The organism is Burkholderia sp. BCC1985 (genome assembly GCF_905339915.1).
Taxonomy (GTDB): Bacteria; Pseudomonadota; Gammaproteobacteria; order Burkholderiales; family Burkholderiaceae; genus Burkholderia.
In genome coordinates this window covers 79,952-95,507 of record NZ_CAJPGY010000020.1, presented here as the reverse complement: position 1 = coordinate 95,507, position 15,556 = coordinate 79,952, and the positions used below count along the sequence as shown (strand labels likewise).

Genomic DNA, 15,556 nt, shown 5'->3' with positions numbered 1-15,556 from the left:
GGGCGCCGGGCATCCGGCATCCGGCTTCCGGCCGCGGCGGCCCCGCGCCCGAGCGTCGCCCGTCGGCATCGGCCGCAGCGTCGCTCGGGCCGGCGCACGCGCGTCTCACTGCTCGCGCGGCGGCCTCAATCGCTCCAGCAACGCCCCCAGCAGATCCACCGGCAGCGGAAACACGATCGTCGAATTCTTGTCCGCCGCGATCGTCGTCAGTGTCTGCAGGTAGCGCAGCTGCATCGCCTGCGGCTGCAGCGCGAGCCGCTGCGCGGCCTGCAGCAGCTTCTCCGACGCCTGCAGTTCGCCTTCCGCATGGATCACCTTCGCGCGCCGCTCGCGTTCGGCCTCGGCCTGCCGCGCGATCGCGCGGATCATCGTCTCGTTCAGGTCGACGTGCTTGATCTCGACCGTCGACACCTTGATGCCCCACGCATCGGTCTGCGCGTCGAGCGTCTTCTGGATGTCGGCATTCAGCTGCTCGCGTTCGGCGAGCAACGCGTCGAGCTCGTGCTTGCCGAGTACCGCGCGCAGCGTCGTCTGCGCGAGCTGGCTCGTCGCCTCGAAGAAGCGCGCGACCTGGATCACGGCCTTCTCCGGATCGACGACGCGGAAATACACGACCGCATTGACCTTCACCGACACGTTGTCGCGCGTGATCACGTCCTGCGCGGGCACGTCGAACACGACGGTGCGCAGGTCGATCCGCACGACCTGCTGGACGATCGGGATGATCAGCACGAGCCCCGGCCCCTTCACCTTCCAGAACCGGCCGAGCATGAAGACGACGCCGCGCTCGTACTCGCGGAAGATGCGGATCGACGATGCGACGAGCACCACGACGAAGACGATCAGGACGCTGCTGAAGCCAAACGTGTAGCCCATCATGACGGTGCTCCCTGGTGTTGTTGTTCGTGTGCCGGCACGTCGTAGAGCGGCGCGACGGTGAGCGTCAGCCCGTGGCGGCCGGTCACGCGCACGCGGCAACCGGCGGCCAGCGGCGTGCTGCTCGCGACGCGCCAGCGCTCGCCGTGCACGCGCGCCCAGCCCGCCGCCGACGGTGCGGCGCCGGCCGCGCCCTGCGGCTGGTCGGCGTGCAGGCCGTCGTCGAGCACTTCGCCGATGCTGCCGACCATCGCCTCGGCGCCCGTCACCACCGGCCGCCGCCGCGCGCGCAGCGCGACGCTCGACACGACGGCGACGAGCAGCCCGCCGCCGGCCGCGAGGCCCACGATCACCGGCCACGGAATGCCGTAGCCGGGCACGTCGGTGTCGATCAGCATCAGCGCGCCGATCGTGAACGACACGATCCCGCCGAACCCGAGCACGCCGAAGGTCGGCAGGAACGCCTCGGCGACGAGGCAGCCGAGCCCGAGCAGCACGAGCCCGAGGCCCGCATAGCTGACCGGCAGCAACTGCATCGCGAACAGCCCGATCAGCAGGCAGATGGTGCCGGCGACGCCCGGCAGCACGAAGCCGGGATTCGCGAACTCGAAGAACAGCCCGTAGATGCCGATCGTCAGCAGGATCAGCGCGACGTTCGGATCGGTGATGATCGACAGGAAGCGGCTGCGCCAGTCGGGCGCCAGCACGACGAGCGGTGCATGCGCGGTCGCGAGGTGCAGCGTGCCGGCGGTCGTCGTCACGGTGCGCCCGTCGAGCTGGCGCGCGAGGTCGGCCGGGTCCTGCGCGACCAGGTCGACGACATGCTGCGCGCGCGCCTCCGTTGCCGACAGGCTCAACGCCTCGCGCACCGCGCGCTCGGCCCACTCGGCATTGCGTCCGCGCAACTGCGCGAGGCCGCGGATGTACGCGGCGGCGTCCTGGGTCGCCTTGCGGATCTCGGTCGACTGCGTGTCGTTCGGCAACTCGGCTGGCGTTGCGGATGCGCCGGACGCGCCGGCCGGCGACGGCTTCGTCGCCCCCGGCGCTCCCGGCGCGCCGCCGCCGATGCCGAACTGCACCGGCGACGCCGCGCCGAGATTGGTGCCGGGCGCCATCGCGGCAATGTGGCTCGCGTAGACGATATAGGTACCGGCGCTCGCAGCCCGCGCGCCACCCGGCGCGACGAACGCGGCGACCGGCACCGGCGAGCCGAGGATCGCCTTGATGATCAGCCGCATCGACGTGTCGAGCCCGCCGGGCGTATCGAGTTGCAGGATCGCGAGCGGCGCGTGCTCGCGCGCCGCGCGGTCGAGCGAGCGGACGATGAAGTCGGCGCTGGCCGGCCCGATCGCGCCGTTGACCGGAATCACGACGACCGGCGGCGCGGCGACGGGTGCGGTGGCGGGCTGGGTAGCGGGGGGCGGCGCGGCAACCGCCGCGCACACGACGAGCAGCGCCGCGAACAGCGCGGCGCGCGCGACCCGCGCGGACAGCGGGTGACGGGGGCGGCCGCCGGGCGAAGCAGGTGCCGGCGGCGGCCCATGACGGTGAATGTGCATCGGGGCGTCCGGGCGGCGCGCGGCCGCACGCCGTCCGGCTCGCGGAAAGGGCGTTGGCCCGATATTTGAAGATTAGGCGGTTTCGGCGGAAAGCGCGAAGGCGGTGCCGCCGGCCGCGCACTCAGCCGGCGGCGCCGCCCCGCGCGAGCGCTTCTTCCCGGTACTGGGCCGGGCTGCGCCCGCTCCATTTGCGAAACGCGCGGTAGAACGCGCTCGGTTCCGCGAAACCGGCGGCGGCCGCGACGTCGGCGATGGTCCGCGCCGGATCGGCCAGCGCCTCGAACGCGAGGTCGCGCCGCAGCGTGTCCTTGATCGACTGGTACGCGTGGCCTTCCTGGTGCAGCTTGCGGCGCAGCGTCGCCTCGGCCACATGCAGCCGCGCGGCCATCCCGCCGGCGCCGGGCCACGCGGCGGGCGGCATCCCGCGCAGCACCGTGCGCACGCGCTGCGCGAGCGCGTTCGGGTTGCGGTACTTGACGATGAAGCTGGCCGGCGCATTGCGCAGGAAGGTCTTCAGCGTCTTCGCGTTCTGCACGACCGGCAGCGTCGCGAATTCGGGATCGAAATCGACATACGAATCGGGCTGGTTGAAGCGCATGTCGTCGCACAGCATCGACGGGTATTCGTGGTCGGCCGGCGGCGTGTCGCAGCGGAAGCTCGCGTGCAGCAGCGGGATGCGTCGCCCGATCAGCCAGCAGGTGAGCCCGTACACGATGATGAAATAGGTCGCGTACGTAAACATCGCGGGCGCCGCGGCGCTGTTGCGGTGCACGAAGCGCAGCCGCACGCGCTGCGGGTTCGCGTCGAGCTCCGCGTGCAGGTCGTCGAGCACGCAGTGCATGAAATTCACCGCGCGCGCCATCGCGTGCAGCCCGTCCTGCGCGGACAGCGCGGCCTGGCTCATCGCGATGAAGCTGCCGCTGCGCATCGGGTGGCGATCCTGCCCGAAAAACTCGTCGTCGAGCGCGCGCGCAATCGCGTTCCACAGCGCACCGTATTGCTGCGCCGACACCCGCGCGCGCGGCTGCGCGAGCAGCGCGGGCGCGATGCCGGCCTGCGCGAGCAGCGGCTCGGCCGCGACGCCGCGCCGGGTGGCGAGCGCGACGCTGTAGGCGACGAGGCTGATCGCGACGGTTCCCTTCTCTTCCTGCTTCATCGAAGCCGCCGGTATGGCAAAAACGCTCAGTGTAAATGAGCGGCGCGAGCATCGAACAGTCGCGCGCGCTTGCCTACACTTGTTGCATCGAAACGAAAGGTCGGTCGCGGTACGCGGCCGCGGGAGACAGCAGCGCCATGGACGAGCTTTACACCGAAGACCAGCGGATGATCCGCGACGCCGCGCGCGCTTTTGCCACCGAGGTGCTGGCACCGCACGCCGCGCAGTGGGACCACGACGCGCACCTGCCCGACGCCGTCGTCGCGCAGCTCGGCGAACTCGGCCTGCTCGGGATGATCGTGCCGCAGGAACTGGGCGGCGCGTATACGGATTACGTCGCCTATGCGCTGGCGATGGAAGAGATCGCGGCGGGCGACGCCGCCTGCGCGACGATGATGAGCGTGCACAACTCGGTCGGCTGCGGGCCGATCCTCGGCTTCGGCACGCCCGCGCAGAAGGATCGCTGGCTGGCCGAGATGGCGGCGGGCCGCATCATCGGCGCGTTCTGCCTGACCGAGCCGCAGGCCGGCTCCGAGGCGCACAACCTGCGCACGCGGGCGGAGCTGCGCGACGGCAAGTGGGTGCTGAACGGCGCGAAGCAGTTCGTGACCAATGGCCAGCGCGCCGGCGTCGCGATCGTTTTTGCCATGACCGACCCGGAAGCCGGCAAGCGCGGCATTTCCGCGTTCCTGGTGCCGACCGACACGCCGGGCTTCATCGTCGGCAAGCCGGAGAAGAAGATGGGCATCCGCGCATCCGACACGTGCCCGATCACGTTCGAGAACTGCGCGATTCCGGAAGAGAACCTGCTCGGCAATCGCGGCGAAGGGCTGAAGATCGCGCTGTCGAACCTGGAAGGCGGGCGCATCGGCATCGCCGCGCAGGCGCTCGGCATCGCGCGCGCCGCATTCGACAAGGCGCGCCGCTATGCGGGCGAGCGCGTGCAGTTCGGCAAGCCGCTCGCCGAGCACCAGGCGATCCAGCAGAAGCTCGCCGACATGGCCACCCAGATCAACGCGGCGCGCCTGCTCGTGCATCACGCGGCGAAGCTGCGCACCGCCGGGCTGCCGTGCCTGTCGGAAGCATCGCAGGCGAAGCTGTTCGCGTCCGAGATGGCCGAGCGCGTGTGTTCGGACGCGATCCAGATCCACGGCGGTTATGGCTACCTCGTCGATTACGAAGTCGAGCGCCACTATCGCGACGCGCGCATCACGCAGATTTACGAAGGCACCAGCGAAGTGCAGCGGATGGTGATCGCGCGACAGCTTTGAGTCGCGACGCGCGCGCCATCGACAACCACGCAAACAACCAGACATACAGGCCGGCAAACAGGCAGGGCACGAGGGCAGCGCGGCAAACGCGGCACGCAACGACGTGACCGTGCGCCGCGTGATACGGAACCGGGCATTCGCTGCAGCGCGTGCCCGGTTGACCGCTGGGCATGGAGACTCGCCAAGGCATGGGACGTGAGTAAGCGCTAAAGCGCTAACTCACGTCGACAGGAGACGACACGATGACGGTACAGGCATTCCTGGACGCACGCGACTTTCTGCTGCGCCATCGCACCGACTACGAAACCGCTTACCGCGATTTCGAATGGCCGGTGCTCGATGCGTTCAACTGGGCGCTCGACTACTTCGACCCGATGGCGCGCGGCAACGACAAGCCCGCGCTGTGGATCGTCGATGCGGCGACCGGCACGGGCGACCCGTATTCGTTCGCGCAGATGTCCGAGCGCTCGTCGCGGATCGCGAACTGGCTGCGCGGCATCGGCGTCGTGCGCGGCGACCGGATCCTGCTGATGCTGCCGAACCGTGTCGAGCTGTGGGACGCGATGCTCGCCGCGATGAAGCTCGGCGCGATCGTGCTGCCCGCGACCACGCAGCTGTCGGCCGACGACGTGCGCGATCGCGTGCAGATCGGCGGCGCGAAATACGCGATCGTCGACGAGAACGAAACCGCGAAGTTCGAACAGGCCGATCTCGGCCTCGCGCAGAAGATCGTCGCCGGCGCGCCGCGCGCGGGCTGGCTCGCGATGAACGACGGCTATGCGGCGAGCGCCGCGTTCGAGCCGGACGCCGTCACGCACGCGAGCGATCCGATGCTGCTGTACTTCACGTCGGGCACGACGTCGAAGCCGAAGCTCGTCGAGCACACGCATCGCACCTATCCGGTCGGGCACCTGTCGACGATGTACTGGGTCGGCCTGCAGCCGGGCGACATCCACTGGAACATCAGCTCGCCGGGCTGGGCGAAGCATGCATGGAGCTGCTTCTTCGCGCCGTGGAATGCGCAGGCGTGCGTGTTCGCGTTCAACTACGCGCGCTTCGAGCCGAAGGTCGTGCTCGATGCGCTCGTCAAATACCAGGTGACCACGCTGTGCGCGCCGCCGACCGTGTGGCGCATGCTCGTGCAGCAGCCGCTCGCGTCGTTCGACGTGAAGCTGCGCGAGATCGTCGGCGCGGGCGAGCCGCTCAATCCCGAGATCATCGAGCGCGTGAAGAAGGCGTGGGGCATCACGATTCGCGACGGCTACGGCCAGACCGAAACCACCTGCCTGATCGGCAACACGCCGGGCCAGCCGGTCGTCGCGGGCTCGATGGGGCGGCCGCTGCCCGGCTACCGGATCGCGCTGCTCGACCCGGACGGCGCGCCGGTGACCGAAGGCGAGGTCGCGCTGCCGATCGGCGCCGGCGTGACGCGCCCGGTCGGCCTGATGACCGGCTATGCGAACAATCCCGACGCGACGGCCCACGCGATGCGCGACGGCCATTACCGCACGTCGGACATCGCGATGCGCGGCGACGACGGCTACTACGTGTACATCGGCCGCGCGGACGACGTGTTCAAGTCGTCCGACTACCGGCTGAGCCCGTTCGAACTGGAAAGCGTGCTGATCGAGCATCCGGCGATCGCGGAAGCGGCCGTCGTGCCGAGCCCGGACCCGCTGCGGCTGTCGGTGCCGAAGACTTTCATCACGCTTCGCCAGGGCTACGAGGAAAGCCCCGCGCTCGCGCTGGAGATCTTTCGCTTCTCGCGCGAGAAGCTCGCGCCGTACAAGCGCATTCGCCGCCTGCAGTTCGCGGAGCTGCCGAAGACGATCTCGGGGAAGATCCGTCGCGTCGAGCTGCGCCGCCGCGAGATCGAGCGCGGCGACGATGCGACCACGCGGATGCCCGGCGAATACTGGGAAGAAGATTTCGCCGCCGAACTGAAATGACCGGCCGCGGGCCGCGCGCGCCGCGCTTTTGCCGTGCGTCGCCGGCCACCATACTGAACCGAACCGGCCGCGCGTGGCATCACGCCATGCGGCCCACTGCAAGGAGAGTGCACTGATGAACGCGAATCCGACGCCCCGCACGGGGCAAGACGTGCCGACGGTCAAGCTGCTGATCGACGGCGCCTTCGTCGAGTCCACCACGAGCGAGTGGCGCGACATCGTCAACCCGGCGACGCAGCAGGTCCTCGCGCGCGTGCCGTTCGCGACCGGCGCCGAAGTCGACGCGGCCGTGCAGGCCGCGCACGCCGCGTTTGCGACGTGGAAGAACACGCCGATCGCCGCGCGCATGCGCATCATGCTGAAGTTCCAGGATCTGGTGCGCGCGAACCTGCAGCGCATCGCGAAGACGCTGACGGCCGAGCAGGGCAAGACGCTGCCCGATGCCGAAGGCGACATCTTCCGCGGCCTCGAAGTGGTCGAGCATGCGTGCTCGATCGGCACGCTGCAACTCGGCGAATTCGCGGAGAACGTCGCGGGCGGCGTCGACACCTACACGCTGCGCCAGCCGCTCGGCGTGTGCGCGGGCATCACGCCGTTCAACTTCCCCGCGATGATTCCGCTGTGGATGTTCCCGATGGCGATCGTATGCGGCAACACGTTCGTGCTGAAGCCGTCCGAGCAGGATCCGATGTCGACGATGCAGCTCGTCGAACTCGCGATCGAGGCCGGCGTGCCGAAGGGCGTGCTGAACGTCGTGCACGGCGGCAAGGAAGTGGTCGACGCGATCTGCACGCATCCGCTCGTGAAGGCGATCTCGTTCGTCGGCTCGACGGCGGTCGGCACGCACGTGTACAAGCTCGGCAGCGAGCACGGCAAGCGCGTGCAGTCGATGATGGGCGCGAAGAACCACGCGGTGGTGCTGCCCGATGCGAATCGCGAGCAGACCCTCAACGCGCTGGTCGGCGCGGGCTTCGGCGCGGCCGGGCAGCGCTGCATGGCGACGTCGGTCGCGGTGCTGGTCGGCGAGGCGCGCGACTGGCTGCCCGATCTCGTCGCGAAGGCGAAGCTGCTGAAGGTGAACGCGGGCGCGGAAGCCGGCACCGACGTCGGTCCGGTCGTGTCGCGCGGAGCGAAGGCGCGCATCCTGTCGCTGATCGAAGCGGGCGTGAAGGAGGGCGCGAAGCTCGAGCTCGACGGCCGCGACGTGAAGGTGGCCGGTTACGAGGAGGGCAATTTCGTCGGCCCGACGATCTTCTCCGGCGTAAAGACCGACATGTCGATCTACACGCACGAGATCTTCGGTCCGGTGCTGGTCGTGCTCGAAGCCAACACGCTCGACGAAGCGATCGCGCTCGTCAACGCGAACCCGATGGGCAACGGCGTGGGCATCTTCACGCAGAGCGGCGCGGCGGCACGCAAGTTCCAGAGCGAGATCGACGTCGGCCAGGTCGGCATCAACATCCCGATCCCGGTGCCGGTGCCGTTCTTCAGCTTCACCGGTTCGCGCGGTTCGAAGCTCGGCGATCTCGGCCCGTACGGCAAGCAGGTCGTGCAGTTCTACACGCAGACCAAGACGGTCACCGCGCGCTGGTTCGACGACGACACGACGGCCGGCCCGGTGAACACGACGATCCGGCTGCATTGAGCCGCGGAGGACACGAACATGAAGATCGGTTTTATCGGACTGGGCCACATGGGTGCGCCGATGGCGCTGAACCTGTTGAAGGCCGGCCATGAAGTGCATGCGTTCGACCTGAGCGCCGACGCATTGCGCGCGCTGCAGGACGCCGGCGCGCAGGTCGCCGCATCGCCGCGCGACGCGGCATCGGGCGCGGCCTTCGTGATCACGATGCTGCCGGCCGCGCCGCACGTGCGCTCGGTGCTCGCCGGCGAGAACGGCGTGCTGGCCGGCCTCGGCGCCGGCGCGACCGTGATCGATTCGAGCACGATCGACCCGGCGAGCGCGCAGGCGTTCGGCGCGCTCGTGCGCGAGCACGGCGGCGCGTTCGTCGACGCGCCGGTGTCGGGCGGCACCGGCGGTGCAGCGGCCGGCACCTTGACCTTCATGGTCGGCGGCAGCGATGCGGATTTCGAGCGCGTGAAGCCGGTGCTCGCCGGGATGGGCAAGAACATCGTCCACTGCGGGCCGACGGGGATGGGGCAGGTCGCGAAGGTCTGCAACAACCTCGTGCTCGGCATCTCGATGGCGGCCGTGTCGGAGGCGATGTCGCTCGGCGTCGCGCTCGGCATCGACCCGAAGGTGCTGGCCGGCATCGTCAACACGTCGACGGGCCGCTGCTGGAGCTCGGACACCTACAACCCGTATCCGGGCGTGATCGACACCGCGCCGTCGTCGCGCGGCTACAGCGGCGGCTTCGGCACCGACCTGATGCTGAAGGATCTCGGCCTCGCGAACGACGCCGCGAAGCAGGCACGCCAGCCCGTCTATCTCGGTGCGCTCGCGCAGCAGCTGTACCAGACGATGAGCAGCCGCGGCGACGGGCAGCTCGATTTCTCGGCGGTGATCCGCCTGTACCAACCGGCCACCAAGAAGGACGCCTCATGATCGAACTGGACTACGTCGACGACGGCGCGATCGCGTGCGCGACGCTCAAGCGTCCGCCCGCGAACGCCTTCACCGCCGACGGCCTGCAGCAGCTGCAGGCCACCGTCGCCGAATTGAATGCGAACCCGCGTGTGCGCGCGCTGGTGATCACCGGCGACGGCCCGAAGTTCTTCAGCGCGGGCGCGGACCTGAACACGTTCGCCGACGGCGATCGCGCGGTCGCGCGCGCGATGGCCGCGCGTTTCGGCGCGGCATTCGAGGCGTTGCACGACGCGCGCGTCGTGACGATCGCGGCGATCAACGGCTATGCGATGGGCGGCGGCCTCGAATGCGCGCTCGCGTGCGACCTGCGGATCGCCGAGACGCACGCGCAGATGGCGCTGCCCGAGCCGTCGGTCGGCCTGCTGCCGTGTGGGCTCGGCACGCAGACGCTGCCCTGGCTCGTCGGTGAAGGCTGGGCGAAGAGGATCATCCTGGCCGGCACGCGCGTCGACGCGGCGACGGCCCTCAGGATCGGCCTCGTCGAGGACGTCGTCGAAAGCGGCGCGGCCCGCGATGCGGCGCTGGCGCTCGCGCGCAACGTCGCGCGGCAGAGCCCGCATGCGGTCGCCTACAGCAAGGAGCTGATCGGCCTCGCGCGCCGCGGCGTGCCGCGCGGCGCGGCGCTCGCGGTCGAGCGCGAGCGCTTCGTCGACCTGTTCGACACCAACGATCCGCGCGAGGGCGTGGCCGCGTTTCTCGGCAAGCGCGCGCCGCAATGGCACACCGACGGGGAGTCGCAACGATGAGCACGCCGGTGACGACTCATGACAGCTTCGCGCAACCCGCGCCGGAGGTGCTGTTTCGCGTGGTGAACCGCGTGGCGCTCATTACGCTGAACCGGCCGGCCGCGCTCAATGCGTTGTCCTATTCGATGATCGGCGAGCTGGCCGCGCTGCTCGAACGTTGCCGCACCGACGACCAGATCGTCGCGGTCGTGCTGCGCGGTGCGGGCGAGAAGGGCTTCTGCGCGGGCGGCGACGTGCGAGCGCTGCACCGAATGGTCGCGCAGCGCGAGACCTGGCTGCCGTTCTTCGTCGACGAATACCGGCTCGACTACGCGATCCACACGTTCCCGAAGCCGGTGGTCGCGCTGATGGACGGCGTGACGATGGGTGGCGGAATGGGGCTCGCGCAAGGCGCGGCGCTGCGCGTCGCGACCGAGCGCAGCAAGATCGCGATGCCCGAGACGCGCATCGGCCTCGTGCCCGACGTCGGCGCGACGCATTTCCTGTCGCGCATGCCGGTCGAGCTCGAACTGTACGTGGGGCTGACGGGCGCGATGCTGTCGGGCGCCGACGCGCTGAGCGCGAAGCTCGCGGATCTGTGCGTGCCGTCGGCGTGGCTCGATACGTTCGAGACGCGCATCGACAGCATCAAATGGGACGGCGACGTGCTGCCGGCGCTGCGCAAGGTGTTCGAGCCGCCGTGCAACGTCGTGCCGCATGCGGCGCTCGATACGCAGATGGCGTGGATCGTCCGTCACTTCGACAAGCGCTCGACCGTCGAGCGGATCGTCGCGACGCTCACGCAGGAGCTCGCGCGCGACGAGCTGTCGCGCGAGCACCGTCAATGGCTGCAGGCGACGCTCGATGCACTCGCCGGCCATTCGCCGACGATGTTGTGCGTGACGCGCGAAGCGCTGCTGCGCGGACGGCAGATGACGCTCGCCGAATCGTTCCGGATGGAGCTCGGCATCGTCGCGCGCGCGATCGAGGAGGGCGACTTCTGCGAAGGCGTGCGCGCGCATCTCGTCGACAAGGATCGCAAGCCGCGCTGGGCGCCGGCGTCGCTCGTCGAGCTGCGCGCCGAGCGCGTGCGGCATTTCCTGACGTCGCCGTGGAAACTGTTCGCCCATCCGCTCGCCGATCTCGGCGCGGCGTGAGCGCCGCGTGACGGCCCGGCGCGCCCGTGCGGCGCGTCGGTTTCAACCGGTTTTCTTGAGGCTCGCGGGCTCCGGCCGCTCGATCATCGGCGGCACCGCCTGAACGAGCGCGTCGATCACGCAGCGCGTCTTGCGCGGCAGGTAGCGCGTTTTCGGCCAGATCGCGTGAATGTCGCCTTCGCATACGAAGCAGCGGTCGAGCACGACGACCATCTCGCCGCGCTTCACGTAATGATCGAGCAGCCAGCTCGGCAGCCACGCGATCCCGAACCCCGATGCGCCGGCCGCCGCGATCGCCTGCACGTCGTCGAAGCTGAGCTGGTGCGGCATGTCGATGCGCACCGTCGAGCCGTCCGGCGCGCGCAGGTCCCACGGCTGCGCGACGCCCGAGCGTGAGTACGCGATCGTCCGGTGGTTCCTCAGATCGTCGAGCGATTGCGGCATCCCGTAGCGCGCGAGATACGACGGCGCGGCGCCGAGGCTCCCGTATTGCGTGCCGAGCCGCCGCACCGCGAGGCTCGTGCTGTCCGCGAGCGAACCGATCCGCACCGCGAGGTCGATGCCTTCCTCGACCAGGTCGACGAAGCGGTCGGTGATCGACACGTCGATCCGCAGGTGCGGATAGGTGCGCGCGAGATCGAGCACGATCGGCGTCACGCAGTGATGCCCGAACGCGAGCGGCACGCTCAGCCGCAGCTTGCCGCGCGCTTCGTTGCGGCCGCAATCGAGATCGGCTTCGGCCGCTTCCAGCTCCGCCAGCGCGCGCACGCAGCGGTCGTAGTACGCCTGGCCGTCGTCGGTCAGGCTCTGGCTGCGCGTCGTGCGCTGCAGTAGCCGCGCGCCGAGCCGCTTCTCGAGCCGCGCGATCGCCTTGCCGACCGCCGAGCGCGTCATGTCGAGCCGTTCCGCGGCGAGCGCGAAGCTGCCGGATTCCACGACCTGGACGAAGGTCGTTACGCCGTCGAGTTTGTCGGTCATGGCGGGGTGTGCTGGGGTTGCCCCAATTGCGTCCTGTGATTCCCGAGTCCGGGGAAATGGACGCATCAATGGGGAGGGAAATTCTCACTATAGTACCGATTCCCGCCCAGCGTGCGTTGCCGGCCGCACGCGGCGCATCCTTCTCACCTGGAGGCGCACGGCCTGTCGAGGGCCGTCGCGCAATACGCATGACCCTATCCGACTCCCGCAGGAATGCGGTCGCGCTGGCGGCCGTCTGTCTCACGTCGCTGATGTTCGGCCTCGAGATCTCGAGCGTGCCGGTGATCCTGCCGACGCTCGAACGCGTGCTGCACGGCGACTTCAACGGCATGCAGTGGATCATGAACGCGTACACGATCGCATGCACGACGGTGCTGATGGCGGCCGGCACGCTTGCCGACCGGTTCGGCCGCAAGCGCGTGTACGTGATCGGCACCGTGCTGTTCGGCGCGACGTCGCTGCTGTGCGGGCTCGCACCGAACGTGCCGGTGCTGGTCGCGGGCCGGCTGCTGCAGGGCGCGAGCGGCGGCGCGATGCTGATCTGCCAGATCGCGGTGCTGTCGCACCAGTTCCGCGAAGGGCGCGAGCGTGGCCGCGCGTTCGGGATCTGGGGCATCGTGTTCGGGATCGGCCTCGGCTTCGGGCCGATCGTCGGCGGCGCGATCGTCGCGGCGGCAAGCTGGCCGTGGGTGTTTCTCGTCCATGCGCCGCTCGCGGCCGTCGCGCTCGTGCTGATCGGCGGCGCGGTGCAGGAGTCGCGCGATCCGCATGCGGGCACGCTCGACGTCGCGGGCATCGTCACGCTGTCGCTCGCGGTGCTCGGTCTCGCGTTCTACATTACCCAGAGCGCGGAATTGGGGCTCACGAGTGCGGCCGGCCTCGGCGTGCTCGGCGCGACCGTGCTCGCGCTGGCCGGCTTCTTCGTCGCGGAGCGCACGAGCGCGCGGCCGATGTTCGACTTCTCCGTGTTCCGGATTCGCGCGTTCACCGGCGCGATCTTCGGCTCGATGGGGATGAACTTCAGCTTCTGGCCGTTCATGATCTACCTGCCGATCTGGTTCCAGGTCGCGCTCGGCTACGACAGCGTGACGGCCGGCCTCGCGCTGCTCGCGTACACGCTGCCGACGCTGGTCGCGCCGCCGTTCGGCGAGCGGCTCGCGCTGCGCTACGGGCCCGGCGTCGTGATTCCGGGCGGCCTGTTCACGATCGCGGCCGGCTTCGCGCTGATGCGGATCGGCAGCGGCGTCGAGCACGCGAGCTGGCTCACGATGCTGCCCGGCTGCGTGATCGCCGGCATCGGGCTCGGGCTCACCAACACGCCGGTCACGAACACGACGACGGGCGCGGTGCCGAGTTCGCGGGCCGGGATGGCGTCGGGCATCGACATGAGCGCGCGGATGATCTCGCTCGCGCTGAACATCGCGACGATGGGCTTCGTGCTGGTCGCGGGGATCGTCGCGAGCCTGAAGGCCGGCGTCGCGGGAGCGGTCGATCCGGAGGCGCTGCGCGCGCTGGCGCAGCAGATCGCGTCGGGCCGCACCGACGGGCTGCAGGCGATCGCGCCGGCGCTCGCCAAGGCCGACCCGAACGGTGCGGCGCTGCACGCGGCGCTCGTGCACGGCTTCGGCTGGGTGATGGTGTACGGCGCGGCCGGCGTGGCCGTGCTCGCGACGGCAAGCGCGGTGGCGTTCGCGCCGGCGCGGCGGGGGGTGACGGTGTGTGAATGACGCGTGCGCCGCGCGTCGGGTGACGCGTCGTTGCCGTGACGCGGCAACGAGCGCCATCATCGGCCGGTCGTGTTCCTCGCCGCGCGCGGGCATCGCGCCGATTCCCGTCCGTTCAGGTGCGTGCGCATCTTGTGCGATTGCCGCACGCGGTGTGGTGCGCGGCTGGTTCCGCGCGCTTATGCACCGTCGCCGCGTGTGTCGATCCTGCGTTGCGTGTCCGCGTCGACGATCGCACGGATCGCGTTGAACAGCGGTGCCGCGTCGGTGTAGCGCCGGCCGTAGCCGAGATTGAACGCGTAGTCGAAGTCCGGCGGATTGCTGCCCTGGTTGTGCAGCAGGATCGTCTCGAGCTTGTCGAGTGCCTTCGCGGCGCGCGCTTCCGGTGATGCCGCCGCCTCGTATTCGTCCCACAGTGCGACGATCTCGTCGCGCAGCGCGCGATCGAGCCCGGCCGTCAGCGTGAGCAGGTCGTCGCGTTCGTGCGTGCTCTTGTCCGGATGCGCGGCCTGCTCGATCGCGGGGATGTCGCCGTGCAGCGCTTCGCCGAGATCGTGGACGACGCACAGTTTCAGCAGCTTCGTCGTGTCGACGTCGGGCAGCGCGTCGGCGAACACGAGGGCCATCAGGCACAGCCGCCAGCTGTGCTCGGCCGTGCTTTCGGCGCGCCCGCTCGACGTGTGGCCGCTGCGCAGCACGTCTTTCAGGCGTTCGGCTTCGCGCAGGAAATCGAGCCGCGCGTGGATCGTGTCGAGGTTCATGGCCGGTGGGAATGCTTGAATCGTGCCGTCAAGCGTACGCCGTGCGGCCGCGCTGCGTCCACGCATGAAATATGCGCGCCGCGCTTGCACCCCGCGACCGCCGCGCGTGCTACAGCGTTTCGACGAGGCGCGCGGCGGAGCCGTCCGACAGCGTCATCCGCGTCCATCGGCAGGTGCTGCCGCGGATCGGCACGACGCGCGACGCATTGGCGCCGGTCGCGAATTCGACGCTCGGCGGCCCCGCATGATCGTGCCAGCCGAGCGGGTCGAGCGCGGCTTCCATGCGGACGATCTCCGGCGACGCATAGCGCCACAGCGACGTGCCGAGCAGCGTCGGCAGCGGCCGCGAGAACTCGGCCGCGCGCGACGGCGAGCACGCGAGCAGACGGTGCGTGAGGTCGCACACGAGATGCATGCGCGCCGCGCTGCTCGCGATCAGCCGCGCGAGCGCGTGGTCGCCCGCCGAATCGAGACGCGCGGCAAGCAGCCGCTCGGCCGTCGCGCGCTCGTCCGGCGACATCTGCTGGATGCCGGCTTCCCAGCGCGAGATCGTCGATTGGGCGACGCCGAACAATTCGGCAGCATGGCTCTGCTTCACGCGATGCAGCGTGCGCCAACGCTTGAGTTGCGGGCCGAGCGGCGGGGTGTGAAGCGGTGAGGCGGGCATGTTCGTATTCCGTTCGGGATGCGGGCCGCGCCGGCGCCGCGTTGCGCAATGGATGAATGGGGCCGTCATTTCCGGGATGCCTGGATTACGACGAACCCAATCGGAACGCGCGTCGTCCGCCAAGG

The 15,556-nt window shown here is 69.8% G+C and carries 13 protein-coding genes; 7 read left to right on the top strand and 6 right to left on the bottom strand.

Annotated elements, in window-relative coordinates; genetic code table 11:
• Positions 1-105: 105 nt before the first annotated feature.
• The 3 genes from U4Z31_RS21460 to U4Z31_RS21450 form a co-directional block, all read right to left on the bottom strand.
• Positions 106-879, bottom strand: a complete 774-nt coding sequence (locus tag U4Z31_RS21460; protein ID WP_044846881.1) for a slipin family protein — start codon at positions 877-879, stop codon at positions 106-108.
• Positions 876-2,435: a nodulation protein NfeD gene (locus U4Z31_RS21455; RefSeq protein ID WP_321811339.1), complete on the bottom strand. Its 1,560-nt coding sequence runs from the start codon at positions 2,433-2,435 to the stop codon at positions 876-878. The genes U4Z31_RS21460 and U4Z31_RS21455 overlap by 4 nt, the downstream gene beginning before the upstream one ends.
• A gap of 121 nt (positions 2,436-2,556) precedes the next feature.
• On the bottom strand, positions 2,557-3,591 hold the full coding sequence (locus tag U4Z31_RS21450) for an AraC family transcriptional regulator (protein WP_321811338.1): 1,035 nt from the start codon (positions 3,589-3,591) through the stop codon (positions 2,557-2,559).
• A gap of 137 nt (positions 3,592-3,728) precedes the next feature.
• On the opposite strand from U4Z31_RS21450, the gene U4Z31_RS21445 reads away from it, so the two are divergent.
• From U4Z31_RS21445 to U4Z31_RS21420, 6 genes are all read left to right on the top strand, one after another.
• Positions 3,729-4,862, top strand: coding sequence for an acyl-CoA dehydrogenase family protein (locus U4Z31_RS21445; protein ID WP_321811337.1), 1,134 nt, complete (start codon positions 3,729-3,731; stop codon positions 4,860-4,862).
• A 242-nt stretch (positions 4,863-5,104) separates the two neighbouring features.
• On the top strand, positions 5,105-6,811 hold the full coding sequence (locus U4Z31_RS21440) for an AMP-binding protein (protein ID WP_321811336.1): 1,707 nt from the start codon (positions 5,105-5,107) through the stop codon (positions 6,809-6,811).
• Positions 6,812-6,926: 115 nt separating this feature from the next.
• Positions 6,927-8,456 carry a CoA-acylating methylmalonate-semialdehyde dehydrogenase gene (locus U4Z31_RS21435; protein WP_321811335.1) on the top strand — a complete coding sequence of 510 codons (1,530 nt, stop codon included), beginning with the start codon at positions 6,927-6,929 and terminating at the stop codon, positions 8,454-8,456.
• 18 nt (positions 8,457-8,474) lie between these two features.
• On the top strand, positions 8,475-9,377 hold the full coding sequence (gene mmsB, locus U4Z31_RS21430; RefSeq protein WP_044846886.1) for a 3-hydroxyisobutyrate dehydrogenase: 903 nt from the start codon (positions 8,475-8,477) through the stop codon (positions 9,375-9,377).
• Positions 9,374-10,165, top strand: a complete 792-nt coding sequence (locus tag U4Z31_RS21425; RefSeq protein ID WP_321811334.1) for an enoyl-CoA hydratase — start codon at positions 9,374-9,376, stop codon at positions 10,163-10,165. The genes mmsB and U4Z31_RS21425 overlap by 4 nt, the downstream gene beginning before the upstream one ends.
• Positions 10,162-11,301: an enoyl-CoA hydratase/isomerase family protein gene (locus U4Z31_RS21420; protein WP_124667450.1), complete on the top strand. Its 1,140-nt coding sequence runs from the start codon at positions 10,162-10,164 to the stop codon at positions 11,299-11,301. The genes U4Z31_RS21425 and U4Z31_RS21420 overlap by 4 nt, the downstream gene beginning before the upstream one ends.
• A gap of 42 nt (positions 11,302-11,343) precedes the next feature.
• Here the strand turns inward: U4Z31_RS21420 and U4Z31_RS21415 are convergent, their stop codons facing one another.
• Positions 11,344-12,279 (bottom strand): LysR family transcriptional regulator, encoded by a 936-nt coding sequence (locus U4Z31_RS21415; RefSeq protein ID WP_044846889.1) that lies wholly within the window; start codon positions 12,277-12,279, stop codon positions 11,344-11,346.
• Positions 12,280-12,467: 188 nt separating this feature from the next.
• Here U4Z31_RS21415 and U4Z31_RS21410 point away from each other — a divergent pair, with 188 nt between their 5' ends.
• Entirely contained in the window at positions 12,468-14,006 is a 1,539-nt protein-coding gene (locus tag U4Z31_RS21410; protein WP_321811333.1) for an MFS transporter, read from the top strand.
• A gap of 176 nt (positions 14,007-14,182) precedes the next feature.
• Here the strand turns inward: U4Z31_RS21410 and U4Z31_RS21405 are convergent, their stop codons facing one another.
• Together U4Z31_RS21405 and U4Z31_RS21400 are read right to left on the bottom strand one after the other, a co-directional pair.
• Positions 14,183-14,764, bottom strand: a complete 582-nt coding sequence (locus U4Z31_RS21405) for an HD domain-containing protein (RefSeq protein WP_321811332.1) — start codon at positions 14,762-14,764, stop codon at positions 14,183-14,185.
• Positions 14,765-14,873: 109 nt separating this feature from the next.
• The gene (locus U4Z31_RS21400; RefSeq protein WP_044846911.1) at positions 14,874-15,431 is read right to left on the bottom strand and encodes a helix-turn-helix domain-containing protein; all 558 of its coding nucleotides are present in this window, start codon (positions 15,429-15,431) and stop codon (positions 14,874-14,876) included.
• Between the last annotated feature and the right edge of the window lie 125 nt (positions 15,432-15,556).